General features: G+C 72.2%; 13 protein-coding genes. 9 read left to right on the forward strand and 4 right to left on the reverse strand.

Translation table 11 applies throughout. The features are described 5' to 3' along the window. Window positions 1-672, forward strand: a 672-nt coding sequence (locus AMK29_RS18630; protein ID WP_241845490.1) for a DMT family transporter, incomplete at its 5' end; no start/stop codon positions are given. On the opposite strand, the gene AMK29_RS18635 is transcribed toward AMK29_RS18630, so the two are convergent. Beyond that, a complete protein-coding gene (locus AMK29_RS18635; RefSeq protein WP_073814263.1) occupies window positions 669-1,106 on the reverse strand; it encodes a nitroreductase family deazaflavin-dependent oxidoreductase in 438 nt (145 codons plus the stop codon). The genes AMK29_RS18630 and AMK29_RS18635 overlap by 4 nt on opposite strands. A 157-nt stretch (window positions 1,107-1,263) precedes the next feature. Here AMK29_RS18635 and AMK29_RS18640 point away from each other — a divergent pair, with 157 nt between their 5' ends. The 3 genes from AMK29_RS18640 (at window position 1,264) to AMK29_RS18650 (ending at window position 3,764) form a co-directional block, all read left to right on the forward strand. Then, window positions 1,264-2,055 carry an alpha/beta fold hydrolase gene (locus AMK29_RS18640; protein WP_073814265.1) on the forward strand — a complete coding sequence of 264 codons (792 nt, stop codon included), beginning with the start codon at window positions 1,264-1,266 and terminating at the stop codon, window positions 2,053-2,055. 88 nt (window positions 2,056-2,143) lie between these two features. Then, window positions 2,144-3,145 carry a threonine/serine dehydratase gene (locus AMK29_RS18645; RefSeq protein WP_073814267.1) on the forward strand — a complete coding sequence of 334 codons (1,002 nt, stop codon included), beginning with the start codon at window positions 2,144-2,146 and terminating at the stop codon, window positions 3,143-3,145. Window positions 3,146-3,230: 85 nt separating this feature from the next. Then, complete coding sequence (locus tag AMK29_RS18650) at window positions 3,231-3,764, forward strand: GNAT family N-acetyltransferase (RefSeq protein ID WP_073814269.1); 534 nt, start codon at window positions 3,231-3,233, stop codon at window positions 3,762-3,764. Window positions 3,765-3,793: 29 nt separating this feature from the next. On the opposite strand, the gene AMK29_RS18655 is transcribed toward AMK29_RS18650, so the two are convergent. Both AMK29_RS18655 and tpx read right to left on the reverse strand, forming a co-directional pair. After that, window positions 3,794-5,065 carry a serine hydrolase domain-containing protein gene (locus tag AMK29_RS18655; protein ID WP_073814271.1) on the reverse strand — a complete coding sequence of 424 codons (1,272 nt, stop codon included), beginning with the start codon at window positions 5,063-5,065 and terminating at the stop codon, window positions 3,794-3,796. Between the two features lie 333 nt (window positions 5,066-5,398). Continuing rightward, window positions 5,399-5,899: a thiol peroxidase gene (tpx, locus tag AMK29_RS18660; RefSeq protein WP_073814273.1), complete on the reverse strand. Its 501-nt coding sequence runs from the start codon at window positions 5,897-5,899 to the stop codon at window positions 5,399-5,401. 193 nt (window positions 5,900-6,092) lie between these two features. Here tpx and AMK29_RS18665 point away from each other — a divergent pair, with 193 nt between their 5' ends. From AMK29_RS18665 to AMK29_RS18685, 5 genes are all read left to right on the forward strand, one after another. After that, window positions 6,093-7,316, forward strand: a complete 1,224-nt coding sequence (locus AMK29_RS18665; protein ID WP_073814275.1) for an alginate lyase family protein — start codon at window positions 6,093-6,095, stop codon at window positions 7,314-7,316. Between the two features lie 171 nt (window positions 7,317-7,487). After that, on the forward strand, window positions 7,488-8,753 hold the full coding sequence (locus AMK29_RS18670; RefSeq protein ID WP_073814277.1) for a glycoside hydrolase family 16 protein: 1,266 nt from the start codon (window positions 7,488-7,490) through the stop codon (window positions 8,751-8,753). A 145-nt stretch (window positions 8,754-8,898) separates the two neighbouring features. After that, window positions 8,899-9,858 carry a GlxA family transcriptional regulator gene (locus tag AMK29_RS18675; protein ID WP_073814793.1) on the forward strand — a complete coding sequence of 320 codons (960 nt, stop codon included), beginning with the start codon at window positions 8,899-8,901 and terminating at the stop codon, window positions 9,856-9,858. Window positions 9,859-9,965: 107 nt separating this feature from the next. Further along, window positions 9,966-10,961 carry a type I glyceraldehyde-3-phosphate dehydrogenase gene (gap, locus tag AMK29_RS18680; protein ID WP_073814279.1) on the forward strand — a complete coding sequence of 332 codons (996 nt, stop codon included), beginning with the start codon at window positions 9,966-9,968 and terminating at the stop codon, window positions 10,959-10,961. A 193-nt stretch (window positions 10,962-11,154) separates the two neighbouring features. Next, window positions 11,155-12,033, forward strand: coding sequence for a poly(ethylene terephthalate) hydrolase family protein (locus tag AMK29_RS18685; RefSeq protein ID WP_073814281.1), 879 nt, complete (start codon window positions 11,155-11,157; stop codon window positions 12,031-12,033). 120 nt (window positions 12,034-12,153) lie between these two features. On the opposite strand, the gene AMK29_RS18690 is transcribed toward AMK29_RS18685, so the two are convergent. Beyond that, the gene (locus AMK29_RS18690; protein WP_073814283.1) at window positions 12,154-15,231 is read right to left on the reverse strand and encodes a glycoside hydrolase family 3 protein; all 3,078 of its coding nucleotides are present in this window, start codon (window positions 15,229-15,231) and stop codon (window positions 12,154-12,156) included. Window positions 15,232-15,258: the final 27 nt, after the last annotated feature.

Genomic DNA, 15,258 nt, shown 5'->3' on the forward strand with positions numbered 1-15,258 from the left:
ATCGGCGAGCAGACCGTGGACAGCGGTGTCGCGGGCGTGCTCAACGCGACCACCCCCCTCTGGTCCCTGCTCATCGGGCTCGCCCTCGGCTCCGAACGCCCCCTGCGCGCCGCCCGTACGGCCGGCCTCGTGCTCGGCTTCGCCGGCGTCCTGCTGATCTTCGCGCCCTGGAGCCACGGCTCCGGCCTGACGAGCTGGGGCGCCCTCGCGCTCCTCGGCGCCTCCGCCAGCTACGCCGTGGCCTTCGCGTACATGGCGCGGCACCTCACCGGCCGGGGCACCGCCCCACTGGCGCTCTCCGCCGCGCAACTGCTCACGGCGACCGGTCTGAGCACGCCGGTCCTGCCGGTCGGCGGGCCGGCGACGGTGACCTGGACCGGGATCCTCGCGGTCGTCGTCCTCGGGATCTTCGCCACCGGGCTCACGTTCCACCTGAACTACCGGATGATCGCGGACGAGGGCCCGACCGCCGCCGCCACGGTCGGCTACCTGCTCCCGGTGGTCTCCGTGACCCTCGGCGCCCTGGTCCTCGACGAGCCGCTGACGGCACGCGTGATGGCGGGCATGGCGGTCGTCCTGGTGGGGGTCGGCCTGACCAGGGCGAGAACAGGACCGGCCCGGAAGCCCCGAGCGGCGGACACCTCAGGCCCGCCGCTATCCGCTCGCTCCTAGGCCGTCCGCTCGACGATGAACACGGGGATCTCCCGGTCGGTGTTGCGCTGGTAGTCCGCGTAGTCGGGGAACGCGGCCACGGCCCGCTCCCACCAGGCCTGGCGCTCCTCGCCGGTGGCCAGGCGGGCCTTCATGTCCCACGCGCGCGTGCCGTCGCGGAGCTCCACGAGCGGCGAGGCGACGAGGTTGTGGTACCAGACGGGGTGCTTCACCGCTCCGCCGTTCGACGCGACGAGCGCGTACGCCCCCTCGTGCTCGACCCGCATGAGCGGGGTCTTGCGGAGCTTGCCGCTCTTCGCCCCGACCGTGGTGACCAGGACGACGGGCAGGCCGCGCATCGTCGTGCCCTGGGTGCCGCCGGACGATTCGTACAGCTCGACCTGGTCACGGACCCACGTCGAGGGGCTGGGCTCGTACTCGCCTTCGAGGGGCATGGGGATCCTTCCGGGGATGTGCGGGGACACCGGCCGACTGCCGTTTCCCCTGAGACGCTATCGGACGTGTCGCCAGGGGCCGGGGCCCCGGGTGTCAGTGCCGACTCCTAGGGTGGCTCCTGACCGAACGAGTGGCGACACAGGGAGAGCAATCGGGATGCGGGAGTTGTTCCTCACCGACCACGAGGCGTACATCCGGTGGATCGACCTGCCCGGGGACGGGCCCGTCCGGGTGTTCGTCCACGGGCTCGGGTGCACGGCGGCATCCGACTTCGCCCACATCGCGGCACACCCCGCCCTCGGTGGCGGCCGGGCGCTGCTCGTGGACCTGCTCGGCCACGGGCTGAGCGACCGGCCCGCGGGCTTCGACTACCGCATGGAGTCCCAGGCGGGGGCGGTGGCCGCCGTCCTGGACCACCTCGGTCTCACGGGCGTGGACCTGGTCGGACACTCCATGGGCGGCGCCGTCACGATCCATCTCGCGGCGGCGCGCCCGGACCTCGTGGCCCGGCTCGTGGTGGCGGAGCCGAACCTGTACGCGGGCGGCGGCGCGTTCAGCTCCCCGGTGGCCGCCCAGGACGAGGACACGTTCGTGGCGTCGGGGTTCGCCCGGATGCTGGCCCTGGCCCGCCGCGCCGACTACGCCGCCCGGCTGCGCCTCGCCGACCCGCGCGCCGTCCACCGCAGCGCGACCGCCCTCGTCGAGGGCAGCGTGCCCGCGCCGGGTGACCTCCTCGCTGCTCTGCCGCTGCCCCGGACCTTCCTGCTGGGCGAGTTCAGCCGGCCCGACCCCGACGCGGAGAAGGCGGAGGGGATGGGTGTCCCGGTGATCGAGGTCCCCGGCGCCGGTCACAACCTGATGCTGGACAACGCGGAGGGATTCGCCACGGCGCTCGCCCGCGCACTGTCGGCCACCCCGTCGCCGTCCCCCGGCCACGACGGCGACTGACGGGGCCGGAGGCCGTCCGTACCCGTGGGACCACGGGGTTGGCGGCCGCTCTTTCCCGCGTCCCGCCCACCCCTTCCAGGAGCTTCCGGTGCCCAGCCTCACGTACGCCGACATCACCACCGCCACCGACCGGATCGCCGGCCACGTCCGCCCCGTCACGATCACCCGGGCCGAGCCCGGACGAGGCGACGGCCCCGCCTCCGGCGCGGAGCCGTACAGGCTCCACCTCGCGCTGGAACTCATGCAGCACACCGGCTCCTTCAAGGCCCGGGGCGCGCAGAACTTCCTCCTCGCCCATCGGGAGGCGGGCACGCTCCCCGCCGCCGGGGTCACGATCGCCTCCGGCGGCAACGCGGGCCTCGCCTGCGCCTGGGCCGCCCTCCGCCAGGGCGTCCCCGCCACGGTCTTCCTGCCGACCACCGCCCCCAGGGTGAAGGCCGACAAGCTCCTCGGCCTCGGCGCCGACGTACGTCTCGTCGGCAGGGAGTACGCGGAGGCGCTGACCGCTTGCGAGGCGTTCGCGGCCGAGACCGGGGCGCTCGCCTCCCACGCCTACGACCACCCCCTGATCGCCGCCGGGGCCGGCACCCTGCTCGACGAGATCCACGAGCGGATCCCGGATCTCGACACCGTCGTCGTCTCGGTCGGCGGGGGCGGCCTCTTCGCGGGCGTCGCCACCGCCGCCCGGCACCACGGCATCCGGACCGTCGCCGTCGAACCGGAGAACTGCCGAGCCCTCGACGCCGCCCTCCGGGCCGGGCGGCCCGTCGACGTGGGGGTCGACTCCGTCGCCGCCGACTCGCTCGGCGCGCGCCGCGTCTCCGCCACCGCCCTGGAATCCGCCCGGCAGGACGGCGTCCGCGCCGTCCTCGTCCCGGACGCGGAGATCGTCCGCGTCCGCGGGGAGCTGTGGGACGACCGCCGCCTCGCCGTGGAGCACGCCGCCGCCACCGCCCTGGCCGCCCTCACCGCCCCGGACCGGTCCGGCTCCGGGGACCACGGCTACCGTCCCGCACCGGGCGAGAAGATCTGCGTCGTCCTCTGCGGCGCCAACACCGACCCCGCCGACCTCGCGCGCACCACCGCGTAGGCACCGCCCGGGCGTCGGGGGCGGGGCGGCGGGCCCCGGGGGAGCCGGTGGAGTGAGGGGTCGCTCCGTGCGTCAGGATGGGGCCATGACCGAAATTCGTACCCCCCGCCTCATCCTGCGACGCTGGAGCGACGACGACCTCGTCCCGCTGGCCGAGATCAACGCCGATCCCGAGGTCATGCGCTGGATCGGCGACGGCTCGGTCCGCGACCTGGAACAGACCGCCGAGGACATCGAGCGGTACGAGGAGGAGTGGGACGAGGAGGGCTTCGGGCTCTTCGCCGTCGAGCTGATCGCCTCGGGCGAGCTCATCGGCTTCGCCGGCCTGTCCGTCCCGGAGTTCCTGCCGGAGGTGATGCCGGACGTGGAGATCGGCTGGCGTCTCGGCCGGCCGTTCTGGGGCCAGGGGTACGCCTCCGAGGCCGCCCACGCGGTCCTGGAGTTCGCTCTCCAGGACCGCGGGCTCGACCGGGTCGTCGCCATCACGCACATCAGCAACCAGGCCTCCGAGAACGTCATCGGCAAGCTCGGCATGACCGCGGAGCGCGAGACGAACCACCCGGCCTTCGACGTCCCCCTGCGCGTCTACTCGATCGACCTCACCGAGTACGAGGCCTGAGCCCCTCCGGCGCGCCCGTCGGAGAGGGGTCAGTGCCGCTCGGGCAGGTCCCGCTCGGCCGGCAGTGACGTGAGGTCACGGGCGGCGGACGCGGCGGCGCGCGAGGACGCCGTGGCGGCGGGCTTCTTTCCGCAGAACGCGGCCTCGAGCGTTCCGCCGAGAGCCGTGTTGGCGGCGCCGTGGTTGGAGGTGTTCGCCACCGCGGAGAGGCTGCGGCGGCCGTCACGGGTCGAGAAGGCGTACGTGTAGAAGCCCTGCACGGTGCCCGTGTGCCCGTACACCTGCGTGCCGCACGACAGGTCGTAGCGCCGCAGACCGAGCCCGTAGAAACGGGTGTTGGTGGCGTCGGTCGGCGTGACGGTGGTCATCGCCTGCATCATCGCCGGGGACAGCAGCCGGCCGCGCATCAGGGCGCTGGTGAACGTGTTCAGATCGGCGGGGTTGGAGATCACGGCCCCGGCCGACTGGGCCCAGGAGACGGTCTGCTCCGTGGAGTCCACGAGGGCGCCGCCGGCCTCGTCGGGGTGCAGGTAGCCGCGTACGTGCGTGCCCTTGATCCGGGTGTCGGGGTGGACGTACGAGGTCTTGCGCAGCTTGAGCGGCTTGAAGATACGGCGCTCGTACGCGTCGGACACGGGTCGGCCCGTGGCCTTCTCGATGAGCATGCCGACCACCACGAAGTTGGCGTTCGAGTACTTGTAGGACACGCCGGGCTCGGTGGTGCGCGGCTCGCTCAGGGAGAGGTCGACGAGCTCCTGGTAGCTGAAGACCCGGTTCCGTACGGCTTCGAAGCCCGGCACGGTGTTCGCGAACATGGCGTTCGTGTAGTCGGCCAACCCGCTGCGGTGCGTCAGCAGATGACGGACCGTGATGCGGTCGTCGGGCAGCAGACCGGGCAGGTAGGTGTTGACCGGCGTGTCCAGCTCCAGCTTGCCCTCCTGCACCAGCTGCAGGAGCACGACCGTGGAGAACGTCTTGCTGACGCTGCCGATCCGGAAACGCGCCTTGATGTCCATCGACGCGCCCGAGGCACGGTCCTGGACGCCGACGGTCCGGCTGCGGACCCCGTCGGGGCCGGTGAACCGGGCCATCGCCCCCGGTGCGCCGTTGTCCATCGCCGAGTTCAGGGCGGCGACGACGCCGTCCATGTCGGGCGCGGGGACGGCGGGGGTCGTCTCGGCGACGGTGGGGGAGACGGGGGCGGTGGCGGCGAACGCGCTGGTGGCGGGGGCGATGCTCGCGGCGAGCGCGGCGATCAGGGTGGCGCTCACGGCCAGACGTCGGTGCGACGGCAGGGGCACGGTGATTCCTCGACTTCTTCGGGATCGTTCGGCACGGTGCACGGCTGTGGTGCACCGCGGGGCGGGGGAGGGCCGGCCGGGCCTGGCCCCCGGTACCCATGGATCATGAGTGCCAACGTCCGGAATCGGTTCCTGACACGGGGAACGGGTTACGGAGCCCGCGCTTCCGTCGCACCCACGGGCCGACGGCCTCCGGCTCCCGTGCGGACCGACCGCCTCCGGTTTCCGGGAGCGCCGTCCGCCTCCTGTCGTGGACGCCGCGCGCGAGAAGCCCCTCCGCCATGTGGGCGGAGGGGCTTCTCGGTGCGGCGTGGTCCGGTTGGGGCCCGGCGCCTACTTCAGGACGGCGAGCGCGGCGTCGTAGGTGGGCTCGTCGGAGATCTCGTTCACGAGCTCGACGTGCAGCACCTTGTCGTTCTCGTCGAGGACGACGACGGCGCGGGCGGTGAGGCCGGCCAGCGGGCCGTCCGCGATCTCCACGCCGTAGTTGGTGTGGAACTCACGGCCGCGGAGCGTCGAGAGGTTCTTCACGTTCTCCAGACCCTCGGCGCCGCAGAAGCGCGCCTGGGCGAAGGGCAGGTCGGCGGAGATGCAGAGCACCACCGTGTTCTCGACCTCGCTCGCCTTCTTGTTGAACGCGCGGACGGAAGAGGCGCACGTCGGCGTGTCGATGCTCGGGAAGATGTTGAGGACCTTGCGCAGACCGGCGTAGTCCTTCAGCGACTTGTCCGCGAGGCCCTCGGCGACGAGCGCGAAGTCAGGAGCCTGGCTGCCCGGGGTGGGCAGGGTGCCGTTGACCTGTACCGGGTTGCCCTTCAGCGTGACCTGGGCCATGGGAAATCTCCTTCGGGCGGTGTAGATGACAACGTGGGGAATCGTACGGCGTGCTGAGCCGCGCACCGGACGCGAGCCGGTCGAACGGTTCGTCCGACATCCGTTCAGGCCCCTTGACGCCTCTGGTTCAGACCTTTAGGTTCCGGCCTCGACAGCTGTCAGCTGTTCACATATCTGAAGAGAGGGCAACCCCATGTCCAGATGGCGCGATGGTTCCCCCACGAACCGCACCGGAAGGAGTGTGCTGCTCGCCGTCCCCCTGCTCGTCGCCGTACTCCTGGCCGCCCTGACCGCCGGCCCCGGAGGCGGCCGCGCCGAAGCGGCCCCCACGACGTTCGTCCACCCCGGCGTGCTGGTCTCCCGGGGACAACTCGACTTCACCCGCCAGCAGGTGAACGCCGGGGCTCAGCCCTGGAAGGCCGCCTTCGACCGCATGATGGCGAGCCGATACGCCTCCCTGTCCCGCGTTCCGAAGCCCCGCTCGGTCGTGGAGTGCGGCTCGTACTCGAACCCGAACAACGGCTGCACCGACGAACGCGAGGACGCTCTCGCCGCGTACACGCTCTCCCTCGCCTGGTACGTCACGCGGGACAGCCGCTACGCCCAGAAGGCGATCGAGATCATGGACGCCTGGTCCGGCGTGATCACGGATCACACCAACTCCAACGCGCCCCTCCAGACAGGCTGGGCCGGCTCCTCCTGGCCGCGTGCCGCCGAGATCATCCGCTACACCTCCACGAGCTGGCCCCAGGCCCGGGTCGACCGCTTCAAGACCATGCTGCGCACGGTCTACCTCCCCGAGGTCGCGAACGGCTCCCACTCCAACGGCAACTGGGAGCTGAGCATGACGGAGGCCGCCATCGGCATCGCCGTCTTCCTCGAGGACCGCGCCGCCTATGACAAGGCCGTGGCCACGTTCCGCGGCCGGGTCCCCGCGTACATCTACCTGACGAGCGACGGCGCCCTGCCGAAGACCGCGCCGGGCAGCGGCCTCGACACGCGCGACGAGATCGTCCGGTACTGGCAGGGTCAGACCACCTTCGTCGACGGACTCACCCAGGAGACGTGCCGGGACCTCACCCACACCGGCTACGGGCTCGCCGCCATCGCGCACATCGCCGAGACGAGCCGCATCCAGGGGCAGGACCTCTACCCGGAGGTCGCAGACCGGCTGCGCCACGCCCTCGGGCTCCACAGCAAGTACGAGCTGGGGCAGCCGGTCCCGGGCCAGCTCTGCGGCGGGGTGCTCAAGGACCATCTCGGGCCGGTGACCGAAGTGGGCTTCAACGCGCTCCACCACCGCATGGGATACGCGATGACCAACACGCAGAACCTCACCGAGTCCAAGCGGCCCGCGGGCACCGACAACCTCTTCACGGCCTGGGAGACGCTCACCCATGCGGGCAATCCCGGCTGAGGGTGACGCGAGGGTGCTCCCACCCCTTGACGCCCCCTTACCTCACTCCTTAAATCATGGAGTGACGAAGTAGGGCCGTTCGCACTCCCGCGCGGCCCCTCCCGGGAGGAATGAGTGTCATGCCCATGACACTCATTCCTCCCTCCCCCCACATCCACGGAAGAGAGAGTCATGCACTCCTCCCGCTCCCCGAGGCGGCCGCTGTTCACCGCCGTGACGGCCCTCGCCCTCGCCGTCGCCGCCGCGGCGCTCGGCCTCGGCCCCACCGGTCCCGCCGCCGCCGTCGAACCCGCCGCCGGGGCCGCCGCCGTCACCTTCTCCGACGACTTCGACGGGGCCGCCGGACGCCCCGTGGACAGCTCGCGGTGGCAGATCGAGACCGGCGACAACGTCAACAACCACGAACGGCAGTACTACACGGCCGGCAGCAACAACGCCGCCCTCGACGGCCAGGGGCACCTGGTGATCACCGCCCGCAAGGAGAACCCCGGCAACTACCAGTGCTGGTACGGCCGGTGCGAGTACACCTCGGCGCGGCTGAACACCGCCGGCAAGTTCACCACCCGGTACGGCCATGTCGAGGCCCGGATGAAGGTGCCGCGCGGCCAGGGTATGTGGCCCGCGTTCTGGATGCTCGGCGAGGACCTCGGGCAGGTCGGCTGGCCCGCCTCCGGCGAGATCGACATCATGGAGAACGTCGGCTTCGAACCGTCCACCGTGCACGGCACCCTGCACGGCCCCGGCTACTCCGGCGCCGGAGGCATCGGCGCCGGCTACACCCTGCCCGGCGGCCAGGCGTTCGCCGACGCCTTCCACACCTTCGCCGTGGACTGGTCGCCCGGCCGGATCACCTGGTCCGTGGACGGGACCGTCTACCAGACCCGTACGCCCGCCGATCTCGGTGGCCGGGCCTGGGTCTTCGACAAGCCGTTCTTCCTCATTCTCAACCTCGCCGTCGGCGGCTACTGGCCCGGCGACCCGGACGGCTCGACCGCCTTCCCGCAGCAACTCGTCGTCGACCACGTCCGCGTCACCACCAGCGACGGTCCGGGCGCGGCGGGCCCGATCACCGGCATCGGGGGCGCCTGCGTCGACGTGGCCGGAGCGAACACCGCCAACGGCACCCCGGTCCAGCTCTACGGCTGCAACGGCACCGGCGCCCAGCAGTGGACCGTGGGAACCGACGGAACCGTACGGGCACTCGGCAAGTGCCTCGACGTCACCTCCGCCGGGACCGCCGACGGCACCCCCGTCCAGCTGTGGGACTGCAACGGCACCGCCGCCCAGCGCTGGACCGCCAACGCGGCCAGGGACATCGTCAACCCGCAGTCCGGGAAGTGCCTGGACGCCACCGGCAACAGCTCCGCCAACGGCACCCGGCTCCAGATCTGGACCTGCACCGGCGCCGCGAACCAGAAATGGACGGTGACGCGATGATCAGGTGACGAGGCGGAGGCGGATCCTTCCGCCCACCTCGTGCACGAGGTGAGCGGTCACCGGGGCGGGTGGCCCGGTCCCGCCCACCTCGTGCACAGGTGAGCGGGTGACCGGACCGGGCGGCCCGCCACGTACGCTCGAACCCGTGCCACCTGCCCCCCGCCTCCACCGCGTCGCCGTCCTCGTACTCGAAGGGGCGAAGCCGCTCGACGTCGGCATCCCCGCCCAGGTCTTCACGACCCGCGCGAGCATGCCGTACGAGGTACGGGTGTGCGGCGCGGAACCCGGACCGGTGACCGGGGGCGACGGACTCTCGTACGCCGTCGCCCACGGCCTCGACGCGCTCGCGTGGGCCGACATCGTCTTCGTCCCCGGCTACCGCTTCCCCGACCGCGAGGACCCGCCGCCGGCCGTCGTGGAGGCCCTGATCGCGGCCCACGACCGGGGCGCGCGGCTCGCGGCCATCTCCACCGGCGCCTTCGCGCTCGCCGCGACCGGCCTGCTCGACGGCAGACGCGCCACCACCCACTGGCACTACACCCAGGCGCTCGCCGCGAAACGCCCCCTCGTCCAGGTCGACGAGAACGTCCTCTTCGTCGACGAGGGCAGTGTGCTCACCTCGGCCGGAGCCGCGTCCGGCATCGACCTGTGCCTGCACATCCTGCGCGGCGACCTCGGCGTGGCCGCCGCGAACCACGCGGCCCGCCGCCTGGTCGCCGCCCCGTACCGCAGCGGCGGCCAGGCCCAGTACGTGCCGCGCAGCCTGCCCGAGCCGCTCGGTGAACGGTTCGCCGCGACCCGCGAGTGGGCACTGCACCGGCTCGGCGAGCCGCTCACCCTCGACGCCCTGGCCCACCACGCGGCCGTCTCACCCCGCACGTTCTCGCGGCGCTTCGTGGAGGACACCGGCTACACCCCCATGCAGTGGGTGATGCGCGCCCGCGTCGACCTCGCCCGTGAGCTCCTGGAGCGGTCGGAGCGGAGCGTCGAGCAGATCGCGGCCGACGTCGGGCTCGGCACCGGAGCGAATCTGCGTCTGCACTTCCAGCGCATCCTCGGCACCACGCCGAGCGAGTACCGGCGGACCTTCGCCAAGGGCGAATAGCCGATCCCGACCCGTGGCGCGATCCTTGCGGACCGTGGCGATCCCGCCTCTGTCGAGACGGGTCCCGCCGAGCGAGTCTGGTGGCGACGCAGAAAGGGACACACCTCATGACTCGCATCGCCATCAATGGATTCGGCCGCATCGGACGCAACGTGCTGCGCGCACTGCTGGAGCGCGACACGGACCTCGAGGTCGTGGCCGTCAACGACCTGACGGAGCCGAAGGCCCTCGCCCGCCTGCTCGCCTTCGACTCGACCTCGGGCCGCCTCGGCCGCCCGGTGAGCGTCGACGGGGACACCCTCGTCGTCGACGGCCGCCGCATCAAGGTGCTCGCCGAGCGCGAGCCGGCGCAGCTGCCCTGGGCCGAGCTCGGCGTCGAGATCGTCCTGGAGGCGACCGGCCGCTTCACCTCGGCCAAGGCCGCCCGCGGCCACATCGACGCCGGTGCCAAGCGCGTGCTGGTCAGCGCCCCCGCCGACGGTGCCGATGTCACCCTCGCCTACGGCGTCAACACCGACGCCTACGACGCGGACCTGCACACGATCGTCTCGAACGCCTCCTGCACGACCAACGCGCTCGCGCCCCTCGCCAAGGTCCTCGACGACCTGGCCGGCATCGAGCACGGCTTCATGACGACGGTCCACGCCTACACGCAGGAGCAGAACCTGCAGGACGGCCCGCACCGCGACCCGCGCCGCGCCCGCGCCGCCGGCGTCAACATCGTGCCCACCTCGACGGGCGCCGCCAAGGCGATCGGCCACGTGCTGCCGAACCTCGACGGCAAGCTGTCGGGCGACTCGATCCGCGTGCCCGTCCCGGTCGGTTCGATCGTCGAGCTCAACACCACCGTCGCCCGCGACGTGACCCGCGAGGACGTCCTCGCCGCGTACCGCGCCGCCGCCGAGGGCCCGCTCGCCGGTGTCCTGGAGTACTCCGAGGACGCGCTGGTCTCCTCCGACATCACGGGCAACCCGGCCTCGTCGATCTTCGACTCGGAGCTCACCCGCGTCGAGGGCCGCCACATCAAGGTCGTCGCCTGGTACGACAACGAGTGGGGCTTCTCCAACCGTGTGATCGACACGCTCCAGCTGCTGGCCGGCTGAGCCGACGCGCACTCCCGCCGCCCCCGCCGAACCACGGATTCGGCGGGGGCGGCGGCGTGCCGTGGGCAGGTGCCCAAGCGGCGCCCGCGAGGACTGGGCTCCTGCGGACAGACAGCCGGCCCGGTGCGCTCGATCATGGCTCTGGTCACGCTTGCGAGGACGCGCAACGTGCCGGATCCGTGAAGGAGTTCGTATGCCAGGGAGAACGGGCCGCGTCGTCAGCGGCCTCCTGCTCGCCGCGCTGATGGCGGTGGGAACAGCGCCGGGGACCGCCGGAGCCGCCGTCGACGACCCGAGGACGACCGGGACGGTCCCGTCCGTCGGAACCGACTGGGGACGGCCCGGACCGTACGAGGTGAGCGTCGACATCGAGGCGGTCCACACCTTCTACCACCCGCGCGACATGGGCCGGTCGGGCGAGCGGCACCCGGTGATCATCTGGGGCAACGGTACGGGCGCGGTGCCCGGTTTCTACAGCTCGCTGCTGCGGCACTGGGCGAGCCACGGCTTCATCGTCGCCGCCGCCAACACGCCCACGTCGAACTTCGCGCTCAGCATGCGCGCCGGGATCGACGTCCTGGAGCACCGGAACGCGGACGGCGCCAGCCCGTTCCACGGCAAGGTGGACCTGGACCACATCGCCTCCGCCGGTCATTCGCAGGGCGGTGCCGCCGCCGTCAACGCCGCCGTCGACCCGCGGGTCGACACCGCTCTGCCCATCCAGCCGGGGCCGCTGACCGACCCGGACCTGATGGACGAACCCGTCTTCTACCTGGCGGGCCAGCGTGACCTCACCGTCTGGCCGGCCCTGGTGAAGGCCCTGTACCGGGACTCGGACCACGTCCCCGCCGTGTACGGCGAGGTCCGCGGCGCCGGGCACCTGGACTCCATCGGGGACGGCGGGGACTTCCGCGCCCCGACCACGGCCTGGCTGCGCTTCTGGCTCCTCGGCGACGAGAACGCACGGGGGATGTTCTTCGGCCCCGGCTGCGGAGCCTGCGTCGACGGCGCCCTGTGGTCCGGCTGGGACCGCAACTCCCGGGCGCTCCAGATCCCCGGCACCACGGGCTGACGGACCGGAGGGAGCCCCTCGTACGGGATCCACACCTGACCGGAGGGAGCCCCTCGTACGGGATCCGCACCCGGGGCGCCGAGCGCCCCGGGTGCGGATGTCCCTCCGGACAGCCTTCCGTCAGCCGGCCGCCCGGTAGGCCTCCGTCAGCTTCCCGACCGCGCCCACCAGGTCGCCCGTGAGCAGGAGATGGTCCGCCTCGGCGAACGGCTTCGCCACCGCCTCCGAGAGGTTCTGGCCGATCTTCTTCTGCACGATCAGCCGCGCCACCCCGACGAGCTTCCGTCCCTCGGGGGAGCCGCCGCGTCCCGCCGCCTGGAGCACCTTGGCGGCGACACCGGCCGCCCGCAGGGCGGGCTCGCCTCCGGACGGAGCCGGGGTGAGCGTCGTCAGGCCCCAGCCGTACGGGTACTGCGGGTCGTAGCGGCGGTCACCCACGTTGATCGGCAGCTGCGCCTCCGACTTCGGCCAGGTCACCGGAAGCCGGCCGGTGAACGGCCGCCTGCCGTAGAGCACGTCGGCGACACCGGCGCCCTCCGTGCCGGGCAGCCAGGACGCGACGAGCGCGTCGATGGCCGGCAGCCGGTCGCCGATCAGCTGCGGTCGCCCGGAGACGACCAGGACCGCGCACGGCATCGCCGCGCAGACCTTGTCGACCGCCGCCTTGTCGGCGGGGGTGAGGTCGAGGTCGTTGCCGTTGCCGACGTCGCCGAACCCCTCCGCGTACGGGGTCTCGCCGACCACCACCACACCGGCGTCGTAGCCTTCGGTCGGCGCCGAGGCGTCCTTCGACCAGGCGATGTCGGCGTCCGGCGCGGCCGCGCGCATCCCTTCGAGGATGGTGGTGCCGGTGGTCGTCCGGCCGGAGGAGCCCTGCCAGCTGATGGTCCAGCCGCCGGCCTGGTTGCCGAGGTCGTCGGCGTTCGACCCGGCCACGTACACCTTCTGGGACGGCTTCAGCGGCAGGACCCCGCCCTCGTTCTTGAGGAGCACCTGCGACTTCGCCACGGCCTCGCGCGCCACGGCGCGGTGCTCGGGCGATCCGATCGAGGGGAGGTTCGTCGTGTCCGCGTACGGCTTCTCGAACAGGCCGAGGCGGAACTTCTGGGTGAGGATGCGGGCGACGGCGTCGTCGATCCGCGCGGTGGAGATCCGGGCCGCCTCGACCTCGGCGGTGAGGGTCCGGGTGAACTCCTGGTAGTTCGTCGGCACCATGATCATGTCGAGTCCGGCGTTGACCGAGGTACGGACGTCGCTGGGGTAGTCGCCGGGGATCTGGTCGATCGCCTGCCAGTCGCTGATGACGAAGCCCTCGAAGCCCATGCGGTCCTTGAGCACCCCGTTGATCATCTCGGCGTTCGCGTGCATCTTCACCGGCCCCTGGTCGTCACCGAGGACGTCCAGCGAGGAGTACGAGGGCATGACCGTGCCGGTGCCGCGCTTCACCGCCTCGGCGAACGGGGCGAGGTGCACCGCCTCCAGCTCGGCGCGGGTGACCTCGGTGACGCCCTGGTCGATCGTGTACGAACCGGTGGTGGAGGAGCCGAAGGTGGTGCCGCCGTCGCCCACGAAGTGCTTGGCGCTGGTGAGCACCTTGTCGTTCCGGTCGAGGTCCTTTCCGTTGCGCGCGCCCTGCATGCCGTTGATGACGGTCTCCATGGCGGTGACGAGCGCCGGGTCCTCGCCGAAGGCCTCGTAGGAGCGGCCCCAGCGCTCGTCGCGGGTCACGCAGACACAGGGGGCGAAGTCCCAGGGCACCCCGGTGGCCCGTACCTCCTTCGCCGTCACGGCGCCGGTCCTCGCGGCCGACTCCGGATCACGGCCGGCGCCGATGCCGATGTTGTGCGGCATGATCGTCGCCCCGATGACGTTGTTGTGCCCGTGGACCGCGTCCACGCCGTAGATCAGGGGGATCTGGAATCGGGTCGCCTGCGCGCGCAGCTGGTACGCGTCGACCATCGCGGCCCAGGACTGGGGCGTGTTGGGGGTCGGGACCGAGCCGCCGCCGGAGAGCAGGGACCCCAGCGCGTACCCGGCGATGTCGCCGGGGGCACGCAGCGCGTTGCGTTCGGCCTGCGTCATCTGGCCGGCCTTCTCCGCGAGGGACATCCGGGAGAGCAGGTCGGCGACCCGCTTGCGTACCGGCAGCCTTGTGTCGAGGTACGGCAGACCGTGCGCGTTCACCACGACCAGGGGGTTCTCCGCGGGCGCCTTCGCGCCGTCGACGGTCAGCCGGAGCGGGACGGTCTCGGCGGACTCGGCGGCGCCGTCCTTCAGCGTCGGCACGGTGATCGAGCGGGTCGTGCCGGAGGGCGTCCCGGCGGGGAACACGACGCTGCCGCTGACGGGACGGTAGTCCTTCCCCGCCTCGGCGCTGCCGCCCGCGTCCGTCTCGTACGTGACGGTGACGGGTTCACCGACCGGACCGGAGCCGGTGGTGGCCACCGAGACGTCGACCCGGGCGCTGCCGCCCTCGTCGACGGGGTGCACGACGGATCGTGTGACCACCTTGGTGGTGAGAGCCGGTTCGGCCGTGCCGTACAGCTCCACGCCGTCGAGGGCGAAGGTTCCCGGCCCGCCGGTCGGCAGGGTGACGGCGTACCCCCACATCCGGTCGAGCCCGAGGACCTGGTCGATGCCGCCGACGGGCTGGTAGTCGGTCCGGTAGGTGAACTCGGAGAACGGGATCTCGACGAGGTGCCAGCCCTCCCAGTCGTCGGTGAAGGACGTCGTCCACAGCTCCGACGCCTCGCCGTTCGCCCCGCCGTCCTTGATCTCCAGGGCGATCCGCTTGCCCGAGCCGGGAGGGAGCGGCGCGGTGTTCTGGCCGTACCACCACAGCCGGATGCCCTTGTACGCGGTCCAGTCGTGGGCCGGCCGGTCGAAGGCGAAGTCATGGGTGAAGCCGCCCCAGCCGCTGATGTCGTAGCGGCCTTCGAGGACCTTGGCGCCCTCGGGCGCGTCGGCACGCTCCCTCAGTGCCAGCTCCGGGTGGGACTCGGCGGCGTTGCCCCAGGTGAAGAGGCCTTCCGCGGGGGGTGAGGCGAACGGGACCTCACCCTCGAACCGGTCGACGGCTCGGGGCGCGGGTTCCTGGGCGGCGGCACTCGGCAGACCGCCGGTGAGCAGACCGGTGAGTACGGCGGTCGCGGCGATCACCGCCGCGCTCACCGTCCTGCGGGGACGTGCGGGGGGCATACGGGCTCCTAGGACAGGCGGGGCCTG

This window comes from Streptomyces sp. CB02261 (genome assembly GCF_001905665.1).
Classification (GTDB): domain Bacteria; phylum Actinomycetota; class Actinomycetes; order Streptomycetales; family Streptomycetaceae; genus Streptomyces.

What these genes read in the sequence shown, in the direction of transcription:
- AMK29_RS18635 (WP_073814263.1), bottom strand. Translation starts at nt 1,106, where the DNA reads ATGCCCCTCGAAGGCGAGTACGAGCCCAGCCCCTCGACGTGGGTCCGT.
- AMK29_RS18640 (WP_073814265.1), top strand. Translation starts at nt 1,264, where the DNA reads ATGCGGGAGTTGTTCCTCACCGACCACGAGGCGTACATCCGGTGGATC.
- AMK29_RS18650 (WP_073814269.1), top strand. Translation starts at nt 3,231, where the DNA reads ATGACCGAAATTCGTACCCCCCGCCTCATCCTGCGACGCTGGAGCGAC.
- tpx (WP_073814273.1), bottom strand. Translation starts at nt 5,899, where the DNA reads ATGGCCCAGGTCACGCTGAAGGGCAACCCGGTACAGGTCAACGGCACC.
- AMK29_RS18665 (WP_073814275.1), top strand. Translation starts at nt 6,093, where the DNA reads ATGTCCAGATGGCGCGATGGTTCCCCCACGAACCGCACCGGAAGGAGT.
- AMK29_RS18670 (WP_073814277.1), top strand. Translation starts at nt 7,488, where the DNA reads ATGCACTCCTCCCGCTCCCCGAGGCGGCCGCTGTTCACCGCCGTGACG.
- gap (WP_073814279.1), top strand. Translation starts at nt 9,966, where the DNA reads ATGACTCGCATCGCCATCAATGGATTCGGCCGCATCGGACGCAACGTG.
- AMK29_RS18685 (WP_073814281.1), top strand. Translation starts at nt 11,155, where the DNA reads ATGCCAGGGAGAACGGGCCGCGTCGTCAGCGGCCTCCTGCTCGCCGCG.
- AMK29_RS18690 (WP_073814283.1), bottom strand. Translation starts at nt 15,231, where the DNA reads ATGCCCCCCGCACGTCCCCGCAGGACGGTGAGCGCGGCGGTGATCGCC.